Source organism: Proteus sp. TSJ240517, assembly GCF_047921575.1.
Classification (GTDB): domain Bacteria; phylum Pseudomonadota; class Gammaproteobacteria; order Enterobacterales; family Enterobacteriaceae; genus Proteus.
Genome location: NZ_JBLRMH010000004.1, coordinates 154,484 through 169,818, shown reverse-complemented (window position 1 = coordinate 169,818; position 15,335 = coordinate 154,484). Strand labels below are relative to the sequence as shown.

General features: G+C 32.4%; 17 protein-coding genes. 10 read left to right on the top strand and 7 right to left on the bottom strand.

Annotation, left to right across the window (positions count from 1 at the left end; all coding sequences use genetic code 11):
- The first annotated feature begins 537 nt into the window (after window positions 1-537).
- Window positions 538-1,497 (top strand): glyoxylate/hydroxypyruvate reductase GhrB, encoded by a 960-nt coding sequence (gene ghrB, locus ACNARN_RS08720; RefSeq protein WP_198625841.1) that lies wholly within the window; start codon window positions 538-540, stop codon window positions 1,495-1,497.
- A gap of 82 nt (window positions 1,498-1,579) precedes the next feature.
- Here ghrB and ACNARN_RS08715 read toward each other — a convergent pair whose 3' ends face one another.
- Window positions 1,580-2,494: a cation diffusion facilitator family transporter gene (locus tag ACNARN_RS08715; RefSeq protein ID WP_109371479.1), complete on the bottom strand. Its 915-nt coding sequence runs from the start codon at window positions 2,492-2,494 to the stop codon at window positions 1,580-1,582.
- Between the two features lie 534 nt (window positions 2,495-3,028).
- Here ACNARN_RS08715 and ACNARN_RS08710 point away from each other — a divergent pair.
- Window positions 3,029-3,466: a universal stress protein gene (locus tag ACNARN_RS08710; protein ID WP_151435692.1), complete on the top strand. Its 438-nt coding sequence runs from the start codon at window positions 3,029-3,031 to the stop codon at window positions 3,464-3,466.
- An 88-nt stretch (window positions 3,467-3,554) separates the two neighbouring features.
- Here the strand turns inward: ACNARN_RS08710 and eco are convergent, their stop codons facing one another.
- A complete protein-coding gene (eco, locus tag ACNARN_RS08705) occupies window positions 3,555-4,046 on the bottom strand; it encodes a serine protease inhibitor ecotin (protein ID WP_255311068.1) in 492 nt (163 codons plus the stop codon).
- 252 nt (window positions 4,047-4,298) lie between these two features.
- Here eco and ACNARN_RS08700 point away from each other — a divergent pair, with 252 nt between their 5' ends.
- Both ACNARN_RS08700 and ACNARN_RS08695 read left to right on the top strand, forming a co-directional pair.
- Window positions 4,299-4,514 carry a DUF465 domain-containing protein gene (locus ACNARN_RS08700; protein WP_023581560.1) on the top strand — a complete coding sequence of 72 codons (216 nt, stop codon included), beginning with the start codon at window positions 4,299-4,301 and terminating at the stop codon, window positions 4,512-4,514.
- A gap of 110 nt (window positions 4,515-4,624) precedes the next feature.
- Window positions 4,625-4,864 (top strand): YecH family metal-binding protein, encoded by a 240-nt coding sequence (locus ACNARN_RS08695; RefSeq protein WP_023581559.1) that lies wholly within the window; start codon window positions 4,625-4,627, stop codon window positions 4,862-4,864.
- 121 nt (window positions 4,865-4,985) lie between these two features.
- Here the strand turns inward: ACNARN_RS08695 and ACNARN_RS08690 are convergent, their stop codons facing one another.
- On the bottom strand, window positions 4,986-5,231 hold the full coding sequence (locus tag ACNARN_RS08690) for a DinI-like family protein (protein ID WP_036934877.1): 246 nt from the start codon (window positions 5,229-5,231) through the stop codon (window positions 4,986-4,988).
- Window positions 5,232-5,409: 178 nt separating this feature from the next.
- On the opposite strand from ACNARN_RS08690, the gene ACNARN_RS08685 reads away from it, so the two are divergent.
- Window positions 5,410-5,760: a nitrous oxide-stimulated promoter family protein gene (locus ACNARN_RS08685; RefSeq protein ID WP_098942243.1), complete on the top strand. Its 351-nt coding sequence runs from the start codon at window positions 5,410-5,412 to the stop codon at window positions 5,758-5,760.
- On the opposite strand, the gene ACNARN_RS08680 is transcribed toward ACNARN_RS08685, so the two are convergent.
- Together ACNARN_RS08680 and ACNARN_RS08675 are read right to left on the bottom strand one after the other, a co-directional pair.
- A complete protein-coding gene (locus ACNARN_RS08680; RefSeq protein ID WP_416304350.1) occupies window positions 5,738-6,295 on the bottom strand; it encodes a GNAT family N-acetyltransferase in 558 nt (185 codons plus the stop codon). The genes ACNARN_RS08685 and ACNARN_RS08680 overlap by 23 nt on opposite strands.
- Before the next feature lie 81 nt (window positions 6,296-6,376).
- Entirely contained in the window at window positions 6,377-6,892 is a 516-nt protein-coding gene (locus ACNARN_RS08675) for a bactofilin family protein (RefSeq protein ID WP_232797515.1), read from the bottom strand.
- Between the two features lie 1,164 nt (window positions 6,893-8,056).
- Between ACNARN_RS08675 and ACNARN_RS08670 the strand changes: the two genes are divergently transcribed.
- Both ACNARN_RS08670 and ACNARN_RS08665 read left to right on the top strand, forming a co-directional pair.
- Complete coding sequence (locus ACNARN_RS08670) at window positions 8,057-8,893, top strand: helix-turn-helix transcriptional regulator (protein ID WP_198620787.1); 837 nt, start codon at window positions 8,057-8,059, stop codon at window positions 8,891-8,893.
- An 84-nt stretch (window positions 8,894-8,977) separates the two neighbouring features.
- Window positions 8,978-9,853 (top strand): T3SS regulon anti-activator ExsD domain-containing protein, encoded by an 876-nt coding sequence (locus ACNARN_RS08665; RefSeq protein ID WP_311747757.1) that lies wholly within the window; start codon window positions 8,978-8,980, stop codon window positions 9,851-9,853.
- 59 nt (window positions 9,854-9,912) lie between these two features.
- Here the strand turns inward: ACNARN_RS08665 and ACNARN_RS08660 are convergent, their stop codons facing one another.
- Both ACNARN_RS08660 and ACNARN_RS08655 read right to left on the bottom strand, forming a co-directional pair.
- Window positions 9,913-12,615 carry a sugar transporter gene (locus tag ACNARN_RS08660; protein WP_416304349.1) on the bottom strand — a complete coding sequence of 901 codons (2,703 nt, stop codon included), beginning with the start codon at window positions 12,613-12,615 and terminating at the stop codon, window positions 9,913-9,915.
- Between the two features lie 5 nt (window positions 12,616-12,620).
- On the bottom strand, window positions 12,621-13,112 hold the full coding sequence (locus ACNARN_RS08655) for a hypothetical protein (RefSeq protein ID WP_232797516.1): 492 nt from the start codon (window positions 13,110-13,112) through the stop codon (window positions 12,621-12,623).
- A 438-nt stretch (window positions 13,113-13,550) separates the two neighbouring features.
- On the opposite strand from ACNARN_RS08655, the gene ACNARN_RS08650 reads away from it, so the two are divergent.
- The 3 genes from ACNARN_RS08650 to ACNARN_RS08640 all read left to right on the top strand — a co-directional run bounded on the left by ACNARN_RS08650 (window position 13,551) and on the right by ACNARN_RS08640 (window position 15,323).
- Window positions 13,551-14,099, top strand: coding sequence for an NADPH-dependent FMN reductase (locus tag ACNARN_RS08650; RefSeq protein WP_198620791.1), 549 nt, complete (start codon window positions 13,551-13,553; stop codon window positions 14,097-14,099).
- A gap of 501 nt (window positions 14,100-14,600) precedes the next feature.
- The gene (locus ACNARN_RS08645) at window positions 14,601-14,810 is read left to right on the top strand and encodes a sigma-S stabilization anti-adapter protein IraP (RefSeq protein ID WP_109371058.1); all 210 of its coding nucleotides are present in this window, start codon (window positions 14,601-14,603) and stop codon (window positions 14,808-14,810) included.
- Between the two features lie 309 nt (window positions 14,811-15,119).
- On the top strand, window positions 15,120-15,323 hold the full coding sequence (locus ACNARN_RS08640) for a hypothetical protein (protein WP_198620792.1): 204 nt from the start codon (window positions 15,120-15,122) through the stop codon (window positions 15,321-15,323).
- Window positions 15,324-15,335: the final 12 nt, after the last annotated feature.

The window sequence follows — 15,335 nt, the reverse complement described above, 5'->3', positions numbered from 1 at the left end:
CCTAATTTAGAATTGTATTACAGTAATTCAATAGAATAAGTAACACTATATCTCGCCTTAACACTAAAAATAACACACATTAAAAGTAAACGATTACATCTCATTTAATGCGCTAATTATATGATAAAACTGACATTCAATGGGTTTTATCATACCTTATTAACTTCCTCGCTAATATGTTTAAGCGTAGTAAGAACACTCTCAATAATTCTACGAAAAGTGAGCCTACACTACATCTACTTGAGTAAATGCTATAAACATCTTATTAAATAGATATTCTAATGATTAAATAGATATTCTAATGATTAAATAGATATTCTAATGATTAAATAGATACTCTAAATAATTCAAGGCACAGCTAGGCGACAAGTAAATGAGTCGCTAGGAGCATACATTAGTATGTGACTAGTGCGAATGAACGCAGTCAACAACGCTGTGGTTTGAAGTATGACGAGTATTGAAGTATGTGACTAATGCGAGTGAACCAAGTCAACAACGCTATGGTTTGAAGTATGACGAGTATATAAGGAAAATATAATGAAACCGATTGTCGTGCTATATCAAGATCTTCCTGAAAAACTGTACAAAAAATTAGCTAATTTTGCTGATATCAAACAATTTAAAACGCTCTCTTTAGACTCTAATGATTTTCGTTCAGCACTTGCCAATGCCTCTGGATTACTAGGTGCTGGTGGCAACATCGATGAAAATTTTATTAACCAAGCACCTCATTTAAAAGCCGTTTCAACGGTTTCTGTTGGCTATGACAATGTTGACGTTAATGCACTCACTAAACGTAATATTAAACTAATGCATACTCCAACCGTATTAACAGACACCGTCGCAGATACCATGATGGGATTAGTACTTGCCGTAGCAAGACGCATTCCTGAACTTGCTGATAATATTAAACAAGGCTTATGGATTAAAGGTATCACACCTGATTGGTATGGTACTGATGTTCATCATAAAACCATGGGTATTATTGGAATGGGGCGAATAGGAAAAGCTTTAGCACAGCGCGCACACTTTGGTTTTAATATGAATATTCTTTATCACTCACGTACAGAATATACAGAAGTAAATGATAAATTTACTGCAAAGCATTGCACTTTAGAGACCTTATTACAGCAATCTGATTTCGTCTGTATCACGTTACCATTAACACCAGAAACGCATCATTTAATGGGACAGAAACAATTTTCGATGATGAAACCTGACGCTTATTTAATTAATGCAGGGCGCGGAGCTGTGGTGGACGAATTGGCACTAATCCATGCATTAGAACAAAAAGAGATCGCAGGTGCTGGACTTGATGTTTTTGAAAAAGAACCTCTATCTTCATCTTCACCTTTATTAACGATGAAGAATGTCGTTGCTGTTCCACATATAGGCTCTGCAACAAAAGAGACTCGCTATGCGATGGCTGAATGTGCAGTAGATAATCTGATTGCGGCGCTAAGTGATCACGTAAAAGAAAACTGCGTCAATTTCTAAAATAGTAAATAGCGTTTTTTTAGATACAAAAAAAGGTAATGAAAATCTATCATTACCTTTTTTATTAGATGTGCAAATCAGTTTAAGCAGGATCAACGTGAGCCATCACACTCAAGATCTGTTTATTTTGCAAAACCTTATTACGTGCATTAACAACAATCTCGTGACTTTCATTAACGGTGAGATCACCTTTAATTTCAAGATGTACATCTACGAGTAAATAATCACCTGAACGACGCGTCTTTAAATCATGAACGCCTTGCACGCCTGGTGTTGAAACCAGCATCTGTTTAATCTCTTCCAGCGTCTCTTTATCAGCCCCTCTGTCCATTAAATCCTGTAGAGCTTGATAAGTAAAACGCCATCCCATACGACCGACAAATAATCCGACAATTAATGCTGCTAATGGGTCAAAAAATTTAAATCCAGCCAAACTTCCGATAATACCAATTGCAACAACTAATGAAGAAGCTGCATCAGAACGCGCATGCCAAGCATTTGCGACTAACATATTTGAGTCCACTTTTTTTGCAACAGCAAGCATATAGCGAAATAATCCTTCTTTAGCAGCTAATGCAAGTAAAGCCACATATAAAGCAACACTATGAACTTCAGGAATAGTAGAGGGATCTAAAATTTTATGAATGGCAGAAAACACCATTCCTAAACCAACAATTAATAAAATCGTCCCAAGAATAAGTGATGCCGCATTTTCATAACGAAAATGCCCATAAGGATGATCAGCATCAGGTTGTTTCTGACTACCTTTATTGGCAATTAAAACAACAAAGTCAGCAATAAGATCAGAGAGTGAGTGAATGCCATCGGCAATTAAACCTTGAGAGTGTGAAAAAAAGCCCACTGTAATTTGCCAAATGGATAAAATGATATTGACAAAAACACTCACTAACGTGCTTTTCTTAGCTGCCTTAAATTTTTCAGACTGCTTATTATCAGCCCGATCCAACTCAATATCATCAATGTGATTATGTGTCATAATAATAATCTTATTTGGTTTTAAATAGCCTACTCTATTGCCATAAATAAATAGAGTTCCATAGGTTATTTCAGGTTCCATAACTCATTGGTGAGGATAAAGGACGACTCTGAATAACAATCCAGTTTAGGGACTAAGATTGCTGTCCAGACATCATATTGAGATGTCATTGTCTATTAATATGCCATATTTAAATCTTTCTGTCTCTTATTTTTATCAATAAAATCTTATAGATACAGAACAATAATATAATTGATAATCATTCTTTTATGCATTTTCTATTTTTAATGAGAAAAAGAGAAATTTATTTTTAACATGACATTATTAATTGCTTCCCTGTCAACGAGTTAAGGTATATAACTTATTTTCATTATATTGTTAATATTATTTCAGCCTGTTTTTAATTTTTAATGCTTAATAATGTAAAGTAGTAAATAATCATTCTCACTCTTATTTAAAACACAGATCACAGCTATTTTTTACTATTAGGCGATAATGGTAAATATTTTAAACTAACGCTAAGTGAGGTTTGTAATGTATAAGAAAATCCTAGTTCCCATTGATATTTTAGAAGATGAACTTTCTCAGGAACTAATCGCTCACATTGAACAAATAGCAAAGGTGGGTAAACCTGAGATCCACTTCCTCACCGTTATTCCTAATGCTGAACTTTTCTTTGGTATCGAGTTTGCTGCTATTCCTGAAAAATTCAAAGACTCGTCAGAACGTACTCGTCTTGCTTTTGTTGCACTACAAGACATGATTAAAGATGCAAAAATTCCTGATGAGCAAATTATATGTAATGTTGGTGTTGGTAACGCAAAAGATGAAATTTTAGAATATGCCCGCCACATTGATGCTGATTTAATTGCGATTGCGTCACATAGACCTAATGTTTCCTCTTATTTATTAGGCTCAACAGCATCATCAATTGTACGCCATGCCAAAATGTCAGTTTTAGTTATACGCTAATATTTAGCTTAAATAACAACAAAGCCCTTTGTCTCAACAACAAAGGGCTTTTTAGCAAATGATGGTTTATTTAAAATCAGGTTGACTGTTATTTTTTAACTGAATCTTGAGTAGTCTCAGCCGCTGACCAAATACGATATTTCACATCAACATCTTTTGGTGCATAAACAACGATAGGTAATTTGCTGTTATAGCGGATAAAGGCATCTGATCCTATATTTGCCTGTACAAAGGCATCTTTTTTCGTATTGTCAGCACATCCCATCATTGTTGACATTGGACCATTTAAATCGCCAACAACATAATAGCTATAACCCCAACCTTCTAAATTCTTTTCATCTAAATCCGCACCAAACCACTGATGGTTGCAATCTACTTTAAGTTCTTTACCAATAATTAATTCAACTTGGTAATTGCTTTCATTATCTTTTTTCTCTAATTCGATAACATGACGAACTTGATTTTCTTGAGCCTTAGGATAAGGTGCAACTTTATCTAAACTGTCAGTAGCTTGTGCACACGCAGATAAAGACATTGCTGCTACTAAAGATAATATTACTTTGTTCATCACTCTCTCCATTTTTACAGCGAACACTTCGCCGTTAACAAAATTAGTCAGATGTTTTTATTGCTCATTATCTGAATACTAATATTTTTAGTGATTGAATGCTAACATCTTAGTAAATAGTACTATGAGTGGATAATTCTGAATGTTTTAAAAAGAAAAATCACGTTTTTTCATGAAATGTAAATTTGTGATACATCACCGTGCAGATAAGCTATCTATGATTATACTGAAATAGAGACCCAATTTCTTTTCATAGGAGGTTATATGTTCTCAGATCAACAAGCCCTTGTTTCTCAATTAAGAAATAGTGATCCCCGCTTTGAAGCTCTCTACGATAAACATCATCGACTCGATCAAGAAATTGCTAAATTAGAAGGCCCTAACGGAGCTGGCTATAACGATGAAGTTGCCAAACTAAAAAAAGAAAAGCTTCATCTTAAAGATGAAATGCAAAAAATACTTCAACGAAGTGAAAAATAAGGCTCTTTTTAAGCGATGATAATCTGTCATCGCTTTTTATGATTAAAAACAAAGATACTACCCCATAAAGATGCATAATTAATGTATCTTTTATTTTTTAGGGGCTCAATATGTCATCAATACATGGTCATGAAGTTTTGCAAATGATCCTTTCTTCAGAGACTGCATTTACTAAAACATCGCTAATTGATGCTATCCATAAACAATTCGGCAATGACTCACGTTTTCATACTTGTTCAGCTGAAAATATGACAGCGACTGAATTAGTTGATTTCTTAGAAAGGAAAGGTAAATTTATTCCAGCAGAAGGTGGATTTACAACGAGTGAAAATAAGATTTGTCATCATTGATAGATATACAGTTTTAAAGCTCGATTGCCAGTGATTTCCTTTTCTATGTCATTGGCTTTTTATATAAACAAATAAAAAGCCAATTCGTTCTGACAATCGTAATTACTTTATTTACTACATTTTATTCATCGTCTGTTTGCAACCAGCCATCATCTTCCCAAACACTTTGAATAAGTTCCATTATGTGTTCATGCTTAGTTTCATCTTTTATGCCTGTAACTTGAATCGAATTCATGCTACTAAAGGCGATACGAAACTGCATATCTGGATATTCTGGAATGATCTTTTTTCTCAGTTCGTGTTCTAAGAGCGGAAATAATGAGTCGGTTATCTTAGATTGTTTATTAAATAAAATTTCCACACGCATTGGTTTCACCATTTAAAGGCAAATAAACTGTATATAAATACAGTAGTATATTCTAAGAAAAAAGAAAAGTCTTTTTAGTAAAATTTTTATTATTACGCATTAAATAATATTTTAGCGTCTCTATCTGCTTAATGATAAGATGCATAATAAATACAACATACAACTAAGAGAGAAAGGTATGTCAGGAAAAAGAATAAATCGTGAAAAAAAAACCATTCAAAAAATGGTTCACCTTTATGCTCATTCACATCCTGAAGCTGACTCAGATTATTATCAACAATTAATCAATTATTCCTATAACCGATTAGATAAATGTCGTTATGGTGAAGATAAACCCGCTTGTAAACAATGCCCTATCCATTGTTACCAACCAGCAAAACGAGAAACGATGAAACAAATCATGCGTTGGGCTGGTCCACGAATGTTAATTTATCATCCAATCTTAGCAATACGCCATCTTATTGACGATAAAAAACCTGTTCCTCCACTTCCTGAAAAAAAACGCACTATTCGTTCGACTGAAAAGTAAAGTTGGATTTCTTCAAGCGGTATAAAACATGCTCAGCGAGAGGATGGGTTTTATCTAATGCTGGATGAAAGAAATTATCAGACTGATGCATACCTAGTTTTTGCATTACACCTTGAGATGGAAGGTTTGAAACTGCGGTAAAAGCAACAACTTCCTCTAACTGCAAAGTCTCAAAAGCAAATTTAAATACAGCTAAAGCCGCTTCATAAGTATAACCTTTTCGCCAAAACTTTTTCGCAATACGCCAACCAATCTCTATGCAGGGATTAAATGGCAAAGGCGCGGCTGGAATATTTAATCCAACAAAACCAATAAACTCTTGAGTCTCTTTTAATTCAACTGCCCACATTCCCCATCCATTTTGTTGAACAAATTTTTCACGGATAACCTCAACCATATTATCACTTTCTAATTGAGATAAAGTGCAAGGAAAATAGCGCATCACTTCAGGTGAAGAGTTGATTTCAGAAAAAAATGGCGCTTTATCACTCTCACGCCATTCTCTTAGGTGTAGTCTGGGAGTATCTAAATTCATCGTTATTCTCTGTTTATATAAAATTAAGACAATAGCGATAAAATAGGATAAACAACGAACAATGAAAAGAAAAATGGTACTTTATTTTTTGTTTTCTTTTAGTTGGTTTTCTACTGGAGCAACAACTTTATCTTTATTTGCATTAGCGCTTTCTTTTATTGAAACAACGCGTTGTTGAGCAACTGATTTTGCTTGATGTTCAACTTGCTCTGATTGCCCAGTAAATATACCGCCACGCTTAATAGACATACTGCCACAACGGCTCGTACCACGTAATTCACCATGCTCTAAGATATCTAGGTTATTAGCAGCACAAATTCCTTTTACAAAACCGTCAATAATAATATCTGGTGCTGTTAATTCGCCTTCAACTTGCCCCGCATGCATAACACGAATAACGCCATCTTTGACATTAATATTACCAGCTACTTTCCCCCAAATTTGGATATCGCCTTCAACATTAATATCGCCTTGGAATACCGTTCCTTTTGCAATAATCGTGTATAGTTTTTGCTCTGGCATCGGTTTTTTCTCTTCTGTTATTACTGGTGCAACAGGCTCTGCTGCTTTTGGTGTTTCAGTTTTACGACTAAACATAGCGGCTTTTTTTAACCTCAACGTCATATAATAAATAATAATGCTAAAAATTAGGATTAGAATAATCAAAAATTCGCCTGCCATCTGATAACGCCAAAAAGCAATTAAGGCAAGAGTCCAAATTATCCATATCCCGCTGAATATAATATTTCGCAGTGTTCGCTTATTCTCCATAATTAGCTATATCCTTACCTCCCTGACAATAAATACACTTATGCATTCACCATTCTAATAAACAGATGGCAAGCATAATGCCAGCAATAAGCCTATTATTACCTTTTAGTTTTTTGATTTGTTCCTTAGGCTAAAAAATATTTAATTAAACACAAAGATTATCTATTTTAATCACCAAACTTTAATGTAAATAAATTATGAGTAGCAAACACTTATCTAGACAAATATTTCGCATTAAAAATTAACATTTTATACTTATATTCTTTTTTATAAAAATATTGTTCAAAATATTTATTTTAAAACCGCAGAACAATCTAATTTTTCAAAAATAAAAATATGAGACATCAGTCACAGTAAAAATAGAAATGAAAAATCACCAAGAAAAAATTAGATTTAAATGTGAGATTTGTGTTTATTTTTTGTTAAAATCAATCTTTATTTATCTATTTTTATAACTTATGTTAATATAACAGGGAAAACTAGTTTGCTTTTTTAGTTTTAACTTTCATTTTATGAACTTTATCTTTTCAAATAAAACACAACAATAAAATAACAAAACAACGACAATAAAAAAACAATGATTATACCTATCTTTTAAATGCATCTATTATTTATTTACACTGTAAAGAAAACTAAGTAAGAATAACTCCATGTTATATATAAACTTTAACACTTGAAAAAATAAGTGTAAATTATTGATTACACAAATGCACTTACCATTCTTTATTGTCTCAAATAAAAATTTTTTCTTATTTAATTTTCTTTTGCAATTTATACCAAACCACATTAAATTAACAAAATGACTTATCTTAAATTAGCAAAACAAAATGCAGTGTCTAATATCTAAAAAAAAACATCATCAAATTAAAGAAAATAGTCTCCTTTTTATTTTTAATAGCACTCAATAATAAAGAAGTGTTTTTATAAATGTACTTATATTTATCATTATAAAAATACAGTGATACTCATATAATAATTTTTGGGCGAATTATGAATACAATGCAATGTGACAAAAATAATCAAAACAATTGTGCGATTCAAAAAAAATCTTTTTTCTATCCACAATATCAAATACTAGAAAATGAACAAAAAGCTCTCTTCCTTATTCGGAAAAATGCACTTATTTTGCAAAACTGTACGGATACAATCACAGCAAACCAAGATCAAGTTCTTTTTTTACAACAGGGCAATTACACATTAAAAACACAAGGCGCCGATCCTGTAGAGATTATTGCGATACCCCTTTCAGATGATTTCTTAAGAGATTTCATGTCAAAATACAACGATATTTTGTGTAATATAGAAAGGGATGAAGAATTTTCTAGTGCTTTTATTTGTTTTCAAAACTCTCCTCTTATTCACTTTTGTAGCAATGGTTTTGAATATCTCACCGCCCAATCCTGCCCTGAAGCGTTCACACGGTTACGAATTGAAGAGCTTTTAATTCTTTTACTGTCAACGGAACAAGGTTCAGATTTAATGGCATTATTGCGTCAACTCAGTCATCGCCAAGTTGATCGCTTGAAAATATTTATGGAAAAAAACCATTTAAAAAGTTGGAAGCTAAAACAATTTGCCCGTGAATTTGGTATGGGGTTAACAACATTTAAAGAGCTTTTTAACCACGTCTATGGCACATCACCAAGAACATGGATCTGCGAAAGAAGAATTATTTACGCACATCAACTATTGCTGACTACTGAAATGAGTATTGTTGATATTTCAATGGAGTCAGGCTTTTCAAGCCAATCTTACTTTACACAAAGTTACCATCGTCGTTTTAATATGACACCAAGTAAAGCGAGAAACATCAGATTAAAATTATAAAAAATCCGACCGAATATCATAATATCTAAAAGTCATTCATAGTTAGAATACTTGAAATTTATTCTTATGAGTGAGTTCTATATCGTGATCAAAGAAAATAAACATACCCCACAAGCCCATTATTATGACTATTTAGCTTTACTAAAAAAAATGATGGCAACCAGTGATAAAAAAACTGTAGATGATTTGTTTGATCTACAGTTTTCTTTGCAGTCTAATAAAAACGGCGACACTGAATGTGATGTTAATGCACATCAGATAAAAATATTATCTCGAGTATTATGTCGTGAAAGCTTAGACAATTTATTGCAATCCACTTGGTTTTTACGAAAAAAATACTGTTTTGTTGATATCACTAAAGAAGAAATTCGTGATGTTGTTGGCTTAGCAAGTTCATTTCATACGCAACAAGCAAATTCTACGTTAACCCCAATGGATTGGGATAAATCATTGAGAGCTACTGTCAATATCAATGAACATATGCGCTTAATTCAAGCTGTTATAAAGCCTCTATTTATTTGGTGGGTTCAGCATCTTGCCCCTCAACTATTCACACTTTATAAAACTAAAAGAGAGCTAGAGTCTCAAATTAAGCAGTGTGAAAATATTAAGTCATTCGAAAGAAAACAGCTATCAAATACAAGTGATTCTTTTTTATCTTTAGATGACATTAATATCAAACTAAATTCAGATAAAGTCCGACTCATTGTGATTAATGATCTACTACAAAAAGATATTAAGTTACTTTTAGAGAATTGGAAAAATGAACCAGTATTTAATTTTGAAATAAATAACACACTAGATTATATCCAAGGTGTAACACCACGTTCAGAATTGATAAAACCGCTATGGAAGATTTTAAACAGTATTCCAAAAAATCCTGAAAATTGTCAAAATTTAAAAATTTGGTTATTAGAAAGAGATCTTTGCTTAAAGAACGATGAATTTTTATGGCGATAATAAAATTTCAGCTCTTCTCTAAATAAAAAGAGAAGAGCTGATATTAACTTTTAATTATTCTATTTAATATCTAAGATCTCAATTGTAACGATAGACATGGACTCTGGAGGCACTTGCCCTGGAACACCATTTTTCCCATAACCACCACCTGGTTTTATATAAATTTTAGCTTTACCATTGATACCTGCTTTGGCAATAAAGGTATTCAATGGTAGTGGTAATTGGCGATAAGGTAAAATAAGAGGCTTAGCTTTATCATAATTAAGCGTCACAGTGCCATCTGTTAGCTCTTCATGCATAGTAAATACAACTGTTTTGCCCGCAATTGATGTAACGGGTTTACCCTGTTTTAAAATTTTAAAATAGGTATTGTCGTCATATTGTACGTAATTCTGTTTTTGGATCTCAGATAAAATGGATTTATTACGCTGGGCATTATCTTTTCCAATAATCGAATAAGCATAAGCAAGTTGTCCTGCAATCATTTGCCCTTCGCCCGCCATTTTCTCAAGCTGCTCTTTTAGCGTTTTATTTTCTTTTAAAATATTACTAGTATCTGTATTAACTTTCGCTAATTCAGCATCTTTTGCTTTAATTTGCTCATTTAATTTAGCAATAGATTCTGTTTGCTGTTGCTTTAATGTACTAATTTGCTGTGTACTTTCTGTATTTTGTTTTTCTAATTGTACTTTCGCTTCAGCTAATTGAGCTCTCAATTTATCTGTCGTATTTTGCTTTTCAGAGAGTTGTTTTTCTAGCAATACTAACGTTTTCTCACTTTCTGTTTTGCTTGTGGTGACTTGAGCTAATGCGATATTATTCTCTTTAAATTGTGTATCTAATGTTTGATATTTATTCGATAGCTCACTTTGCGCTTTCTCTAACTTAGCTATCAGATTATTTTTATCAGTAATTAAACTATCAACGGCTTTTTCACCCGCAGATAAGCTCTTTTTCAGATCAGCTAATTCAGTTATTTTATTATCTAACTGTAATTTTAATTCTGGAATTGCTTTTAGTTTTTCATCTGCCTGCTCTTTTTGTTGCTGGACAGCTAAAAGCGTTTTATTAAGTTGAGTTTGTTCCTGATTATTTTTTTCAACCTGTGTTTGTAATTGTGCTATTTCTTTACGTTGTTCCTCAACAAGTTTGCTATTAGCATCTTGTTGCTTTTCTGCTTCTGCCACTTTTAATGCAAGTTCTTTAGATAAATCTTCACGTTCTGACGTGATCTTCAATAATGTGCTTTGTAATTTATCTATCTCTTTTTTCGCAGAGTCATCTTTTAGCAAAAGTTGAGCCTGTGCAAATTGAGTCTGCACATCTTCTTTCTCTTTCTTTATTGTTGCTAATTGATTTTGTACATCTGTGAGTTGTTTCGTTAATTTATCTTGCTCAGTCGTTATTGTTGATAACGAATTTTCTAATGTTGCTATCTCTTTATTTTTTGCTGCTTCTAAATTAGCTAATTCTTGTTCTTTTTGCTCATTGTTACTATTTAGCAATTGCTGAGATTCGACATACTGAGCTTGTATAGCTTCTTTTTCTTGTTCAATTTTAGCGAGTAGTGTCTGCTTTTCATTTAATTGGCTAATTAACTTCTCTTGCTCTAATTTTATGCTTTCAAGTGAACTTTGTAATTTATCAATCTCTTTTTTGGCGCTATCATCTTTTAACAGAGCCTGAGCCTGTTGATACTGAGATTCTAATTGCTCTTTGTCTTGCTCAAGCTGAGTATATTTCGCCTCTAAGCTTTTAAGTATCCCTGCTTGTTTTTCAAAATCTTGTTGCTGTTTTGCTAATTCTGTATTTTTTACTGTTGTAGCCTGTAATACGTTCTCTTTTTCAGCTAATTGCTTAACTAATAAGTCACGCTCTTTTTTTATTGTTTCCAAATCACTTTGTAGCTTGGAAACAGCTTGTTTTAACGTGTCATCAGTAAGTAAGTTATTCGCCGTAGCTAATTTTTCTTCTGTTTCAGCCAGCGTCAATTCGAGTTGTTTAATTTGGTTATTGGCATTTTGAAGTTTTTCCAAATGCTCTTTTGTTATAGCTGCCTGTTCAGTGTATTTTTGATACAACGTTTGGTATTTATTTCTCGTATCAGCTAAACGATTTAATAGCTCTTTATTAAAAAGAGGTTGTTTATGATCGAGTACAGAGCGATTGAACTGATATGCAAAGTGAAAAGGGATGGCCGTAACAGAATAAAATGTTCCTGGAATAATATCTAACAAGAAGTTGTCATTACGTTGAGGCCTTGTATAACTCTCTTTTGAATAAAGAGCTAACGGGTTATAAACCGTTACATTATTTCGGTAGCTATAACGATTAAGATCCTCTGGTGTAAATTGTGGTTTAATCGGAACAAATGAAAGCAACGGCGTTAAATAACGAGTGTAATCACTCTTTAATTTTGAATAACTGGCGGGTAACACAGGGCAATTTTCTGCCAGCGTGATATCAGGAGTCTTAACAGGTTCGACTGCCTGATTATCTATTTTAGCTGGCGTAGAAGGTTTAACTCGTTGCTCTGGTTTTGTTTGTTGAGTCGCTGTTGTGGTGCGGTTTACTCCACGATTAGCCTGACCAGCTCTCGTTGACGATGAAATTGTAGCAGATGTTTTAGGCTCAATTTTAATTGGCTCTTGCGTTTCAAAATAACGGTCAAAATCTTCAATAACAGAATTAAACTCATTATTGGCAAACGATAGTGTTGGAAACAGCATAAAAGCGAGACAAACACTCTGCTTTAATTTCATAGTAATTATTCACCTAATTTTTTTAATGTCGAATTAACTGACATAATCGACAAATAGCGAACTTTTGCACATAAAACTTCTGTTTTTGATTCAATACTCATTTTCAATAAATCTAAGCTATCTTTACTTGCTGTACCTTGAACACTACGGTACATCGCATTGATTTCGCTAATTTCTTTAAATGAACTCATCATGGATTGATAGTCAGATGGAGAAAAAGTTTTCAAAGAATCAAGTTGTTTAATGCAAGCACTTTGTGGTGCTAGCCCCAATTTTCTTGCATCTACGCCACTATCAGCAGGCTCTGCTGCAGGTGCCATAGAAAGCGGTTGTGCAACAGCCACTGGTTGAGTAGTTGCTACAGGCTGTGTGGTTTGTGTTGGCGCTGGCGTTTCAATTGGACGAGTGTGATCAGTCCACGCACACCCAGATAGGGCGAGGACGCTGGTTGCCATAAATACAGCGAGGACATTCTTTTTATTTTGTAATAAGGACATCATTTTTCCTTAATTCCGATCAGACTTAAATAAGAGCATATGAGTTGTCGCATTTTAAGCCATTTTATTATAATTTTCTATTACCTACTGTATACTAAATAAATAGGCTAACACCCTTGGTTGCAATGAGTGTTCCTATCATTTCATTTATTTTTTCTTAAAACACTACTTACATCACACTAAATACATCAAATATTGAATATCGGATTTATTTAGTAAAAATGTTGTCATATAAACTGATCGTTTTTTATATTGATGGAATAATACCAGATAATAATAAAAATAATAATACTAATTTTATCATTTATTTACGTAATTTACGTGTAAAAAATACCCTTATATTTTGTTGCTGTTTTTTAATACCGAGATAAAATCAAAAAATGAATATCTAATATCGGTATTGATATTCATTTTATCCTTCCAAATAGGAGAACTAAGATGAGTCATTTTAAAATTGGTATCGTTGTCGGTAGTTTAAGAAAAGATTCGTTTAATAGACAAACAGCACATGCTTTAATTAAGTTATTTCCTCAAGAATTTACCTGTCAGTTTATCGATATTAGTGCTCTTCCTCTCTATAACCAAGATGATGACAGTCATACCCCTTCTTCTGTTATCGATTTCAAACAACAAATAAAAGCGTGCCAAGGTATCATCTTTGTCACACCAGAATATAACCGCTCAATACCTGGTGTACTTAAAAATGCGATTGACCAAGCTTCTCGCCCTTATGGAACGAATGCTTGGAATGAAATTCCAGCCGGTATTATTGGTGTTTCAATTGGTAATATTAGTACGGCAATAGCTCAACAGCATTTACGTAATTCATTAGCCTTCTTAAATATGCCGACGCTAAATCAACCTGAATGTTATCTAAAATGGTATGACGGAATGGTTGAGAATGGGCAGTTTTCAGAGAAAACAGCAACTTTTATGCAAAACTGGGTTGATGCCTACGTGGCTTTTGTGAAGCAAAATAATCAATAATCAAATAGACTAAAAAGAGCTTTATGTGAAAAACATAAGCTCTTTTTTTGAACATCAAAGTTAATTTAATTTATTTGGTTATAATATCTCTACTGACAAATAAAAGTTTTAACATTTTATAGATAAAAAGTGATAATAATCTTGCTCACTTCAACATTTAATAACAAAAGACAAAAATAGATTATCTTTAAGAGATATACTTTATTATTACAATTAAAAACTGTTTGTTATATAACCAAAAATAAAGTGATTTAAATAGAATCGGGCTTGAGATCAAATTTAATCATTTATCTTATTCGTTCTAAAGTCAGAAAATATCAATAGACTTCAATCTACTACCACATATAAAACTTAAAATTTGATAATTATTTTTAATAATTTATATTAGGTAAGAACGTTAGCCATAATGTGCGATACATATCTAAATAATATGCTTCTATAATTGTGATAAACAAAAAAATTATCTATATTATTCATCCATTAAATACTGGCAGGTAAGTCATGGATAAAAATTTAAAAGAAATTGAATGTGAAATCGCTGCTCTAAAAATTGTTATCAAATCTTTACTTTCCACGCTAAATGATAAACAACGAAGAGATATGTTGGGCAATATATCTATAGTGCTTGAGGATACATCTAACAAATACCCTCAGCTTAATGAAGTTATTAACTTAACTGAGCAATATGTGAAAAAGCTTATTCAAACCTAATGAAAACGATATTTTCTATTGCTATTAAATTTATCCCCTAATTCTTATAGGGTACTAATAGTATCCTATTGATTATTTTGTATAGGATATACTGTGATTTTTCTTTCATTCACACAACGCTAAGTTAAATTTACTGAGTGTCTATTTCCTACATCTCAAATATCCTCACAGTTACTGTTCTAACGAAAAATGCGATAAAGTTGTATATTCTTTTATCAATTTAATTTTTTCTTGGATTTAAATAAACAATTAATTAATATAAAAATAATTTATCACACAGCAATAAATTGTCGTTCTTTTGAGGATCTTATGGAAAAAAAAGTTGTCAATATAGAGTATGAAATTGCAGCAGTAAAAGTAGTTCTAAAAGCCTTGTTATTGACTTTGACAGATAAACAAAAAGAAATAGTGATCCACGATATAAATAAGACCATCAATGATGCTTATATCGATCATCCTCAATACCAAAATATTATAAGCAAGACCGAACAGTATATAAAAAAAATACTCTAAACATTAAAGCTA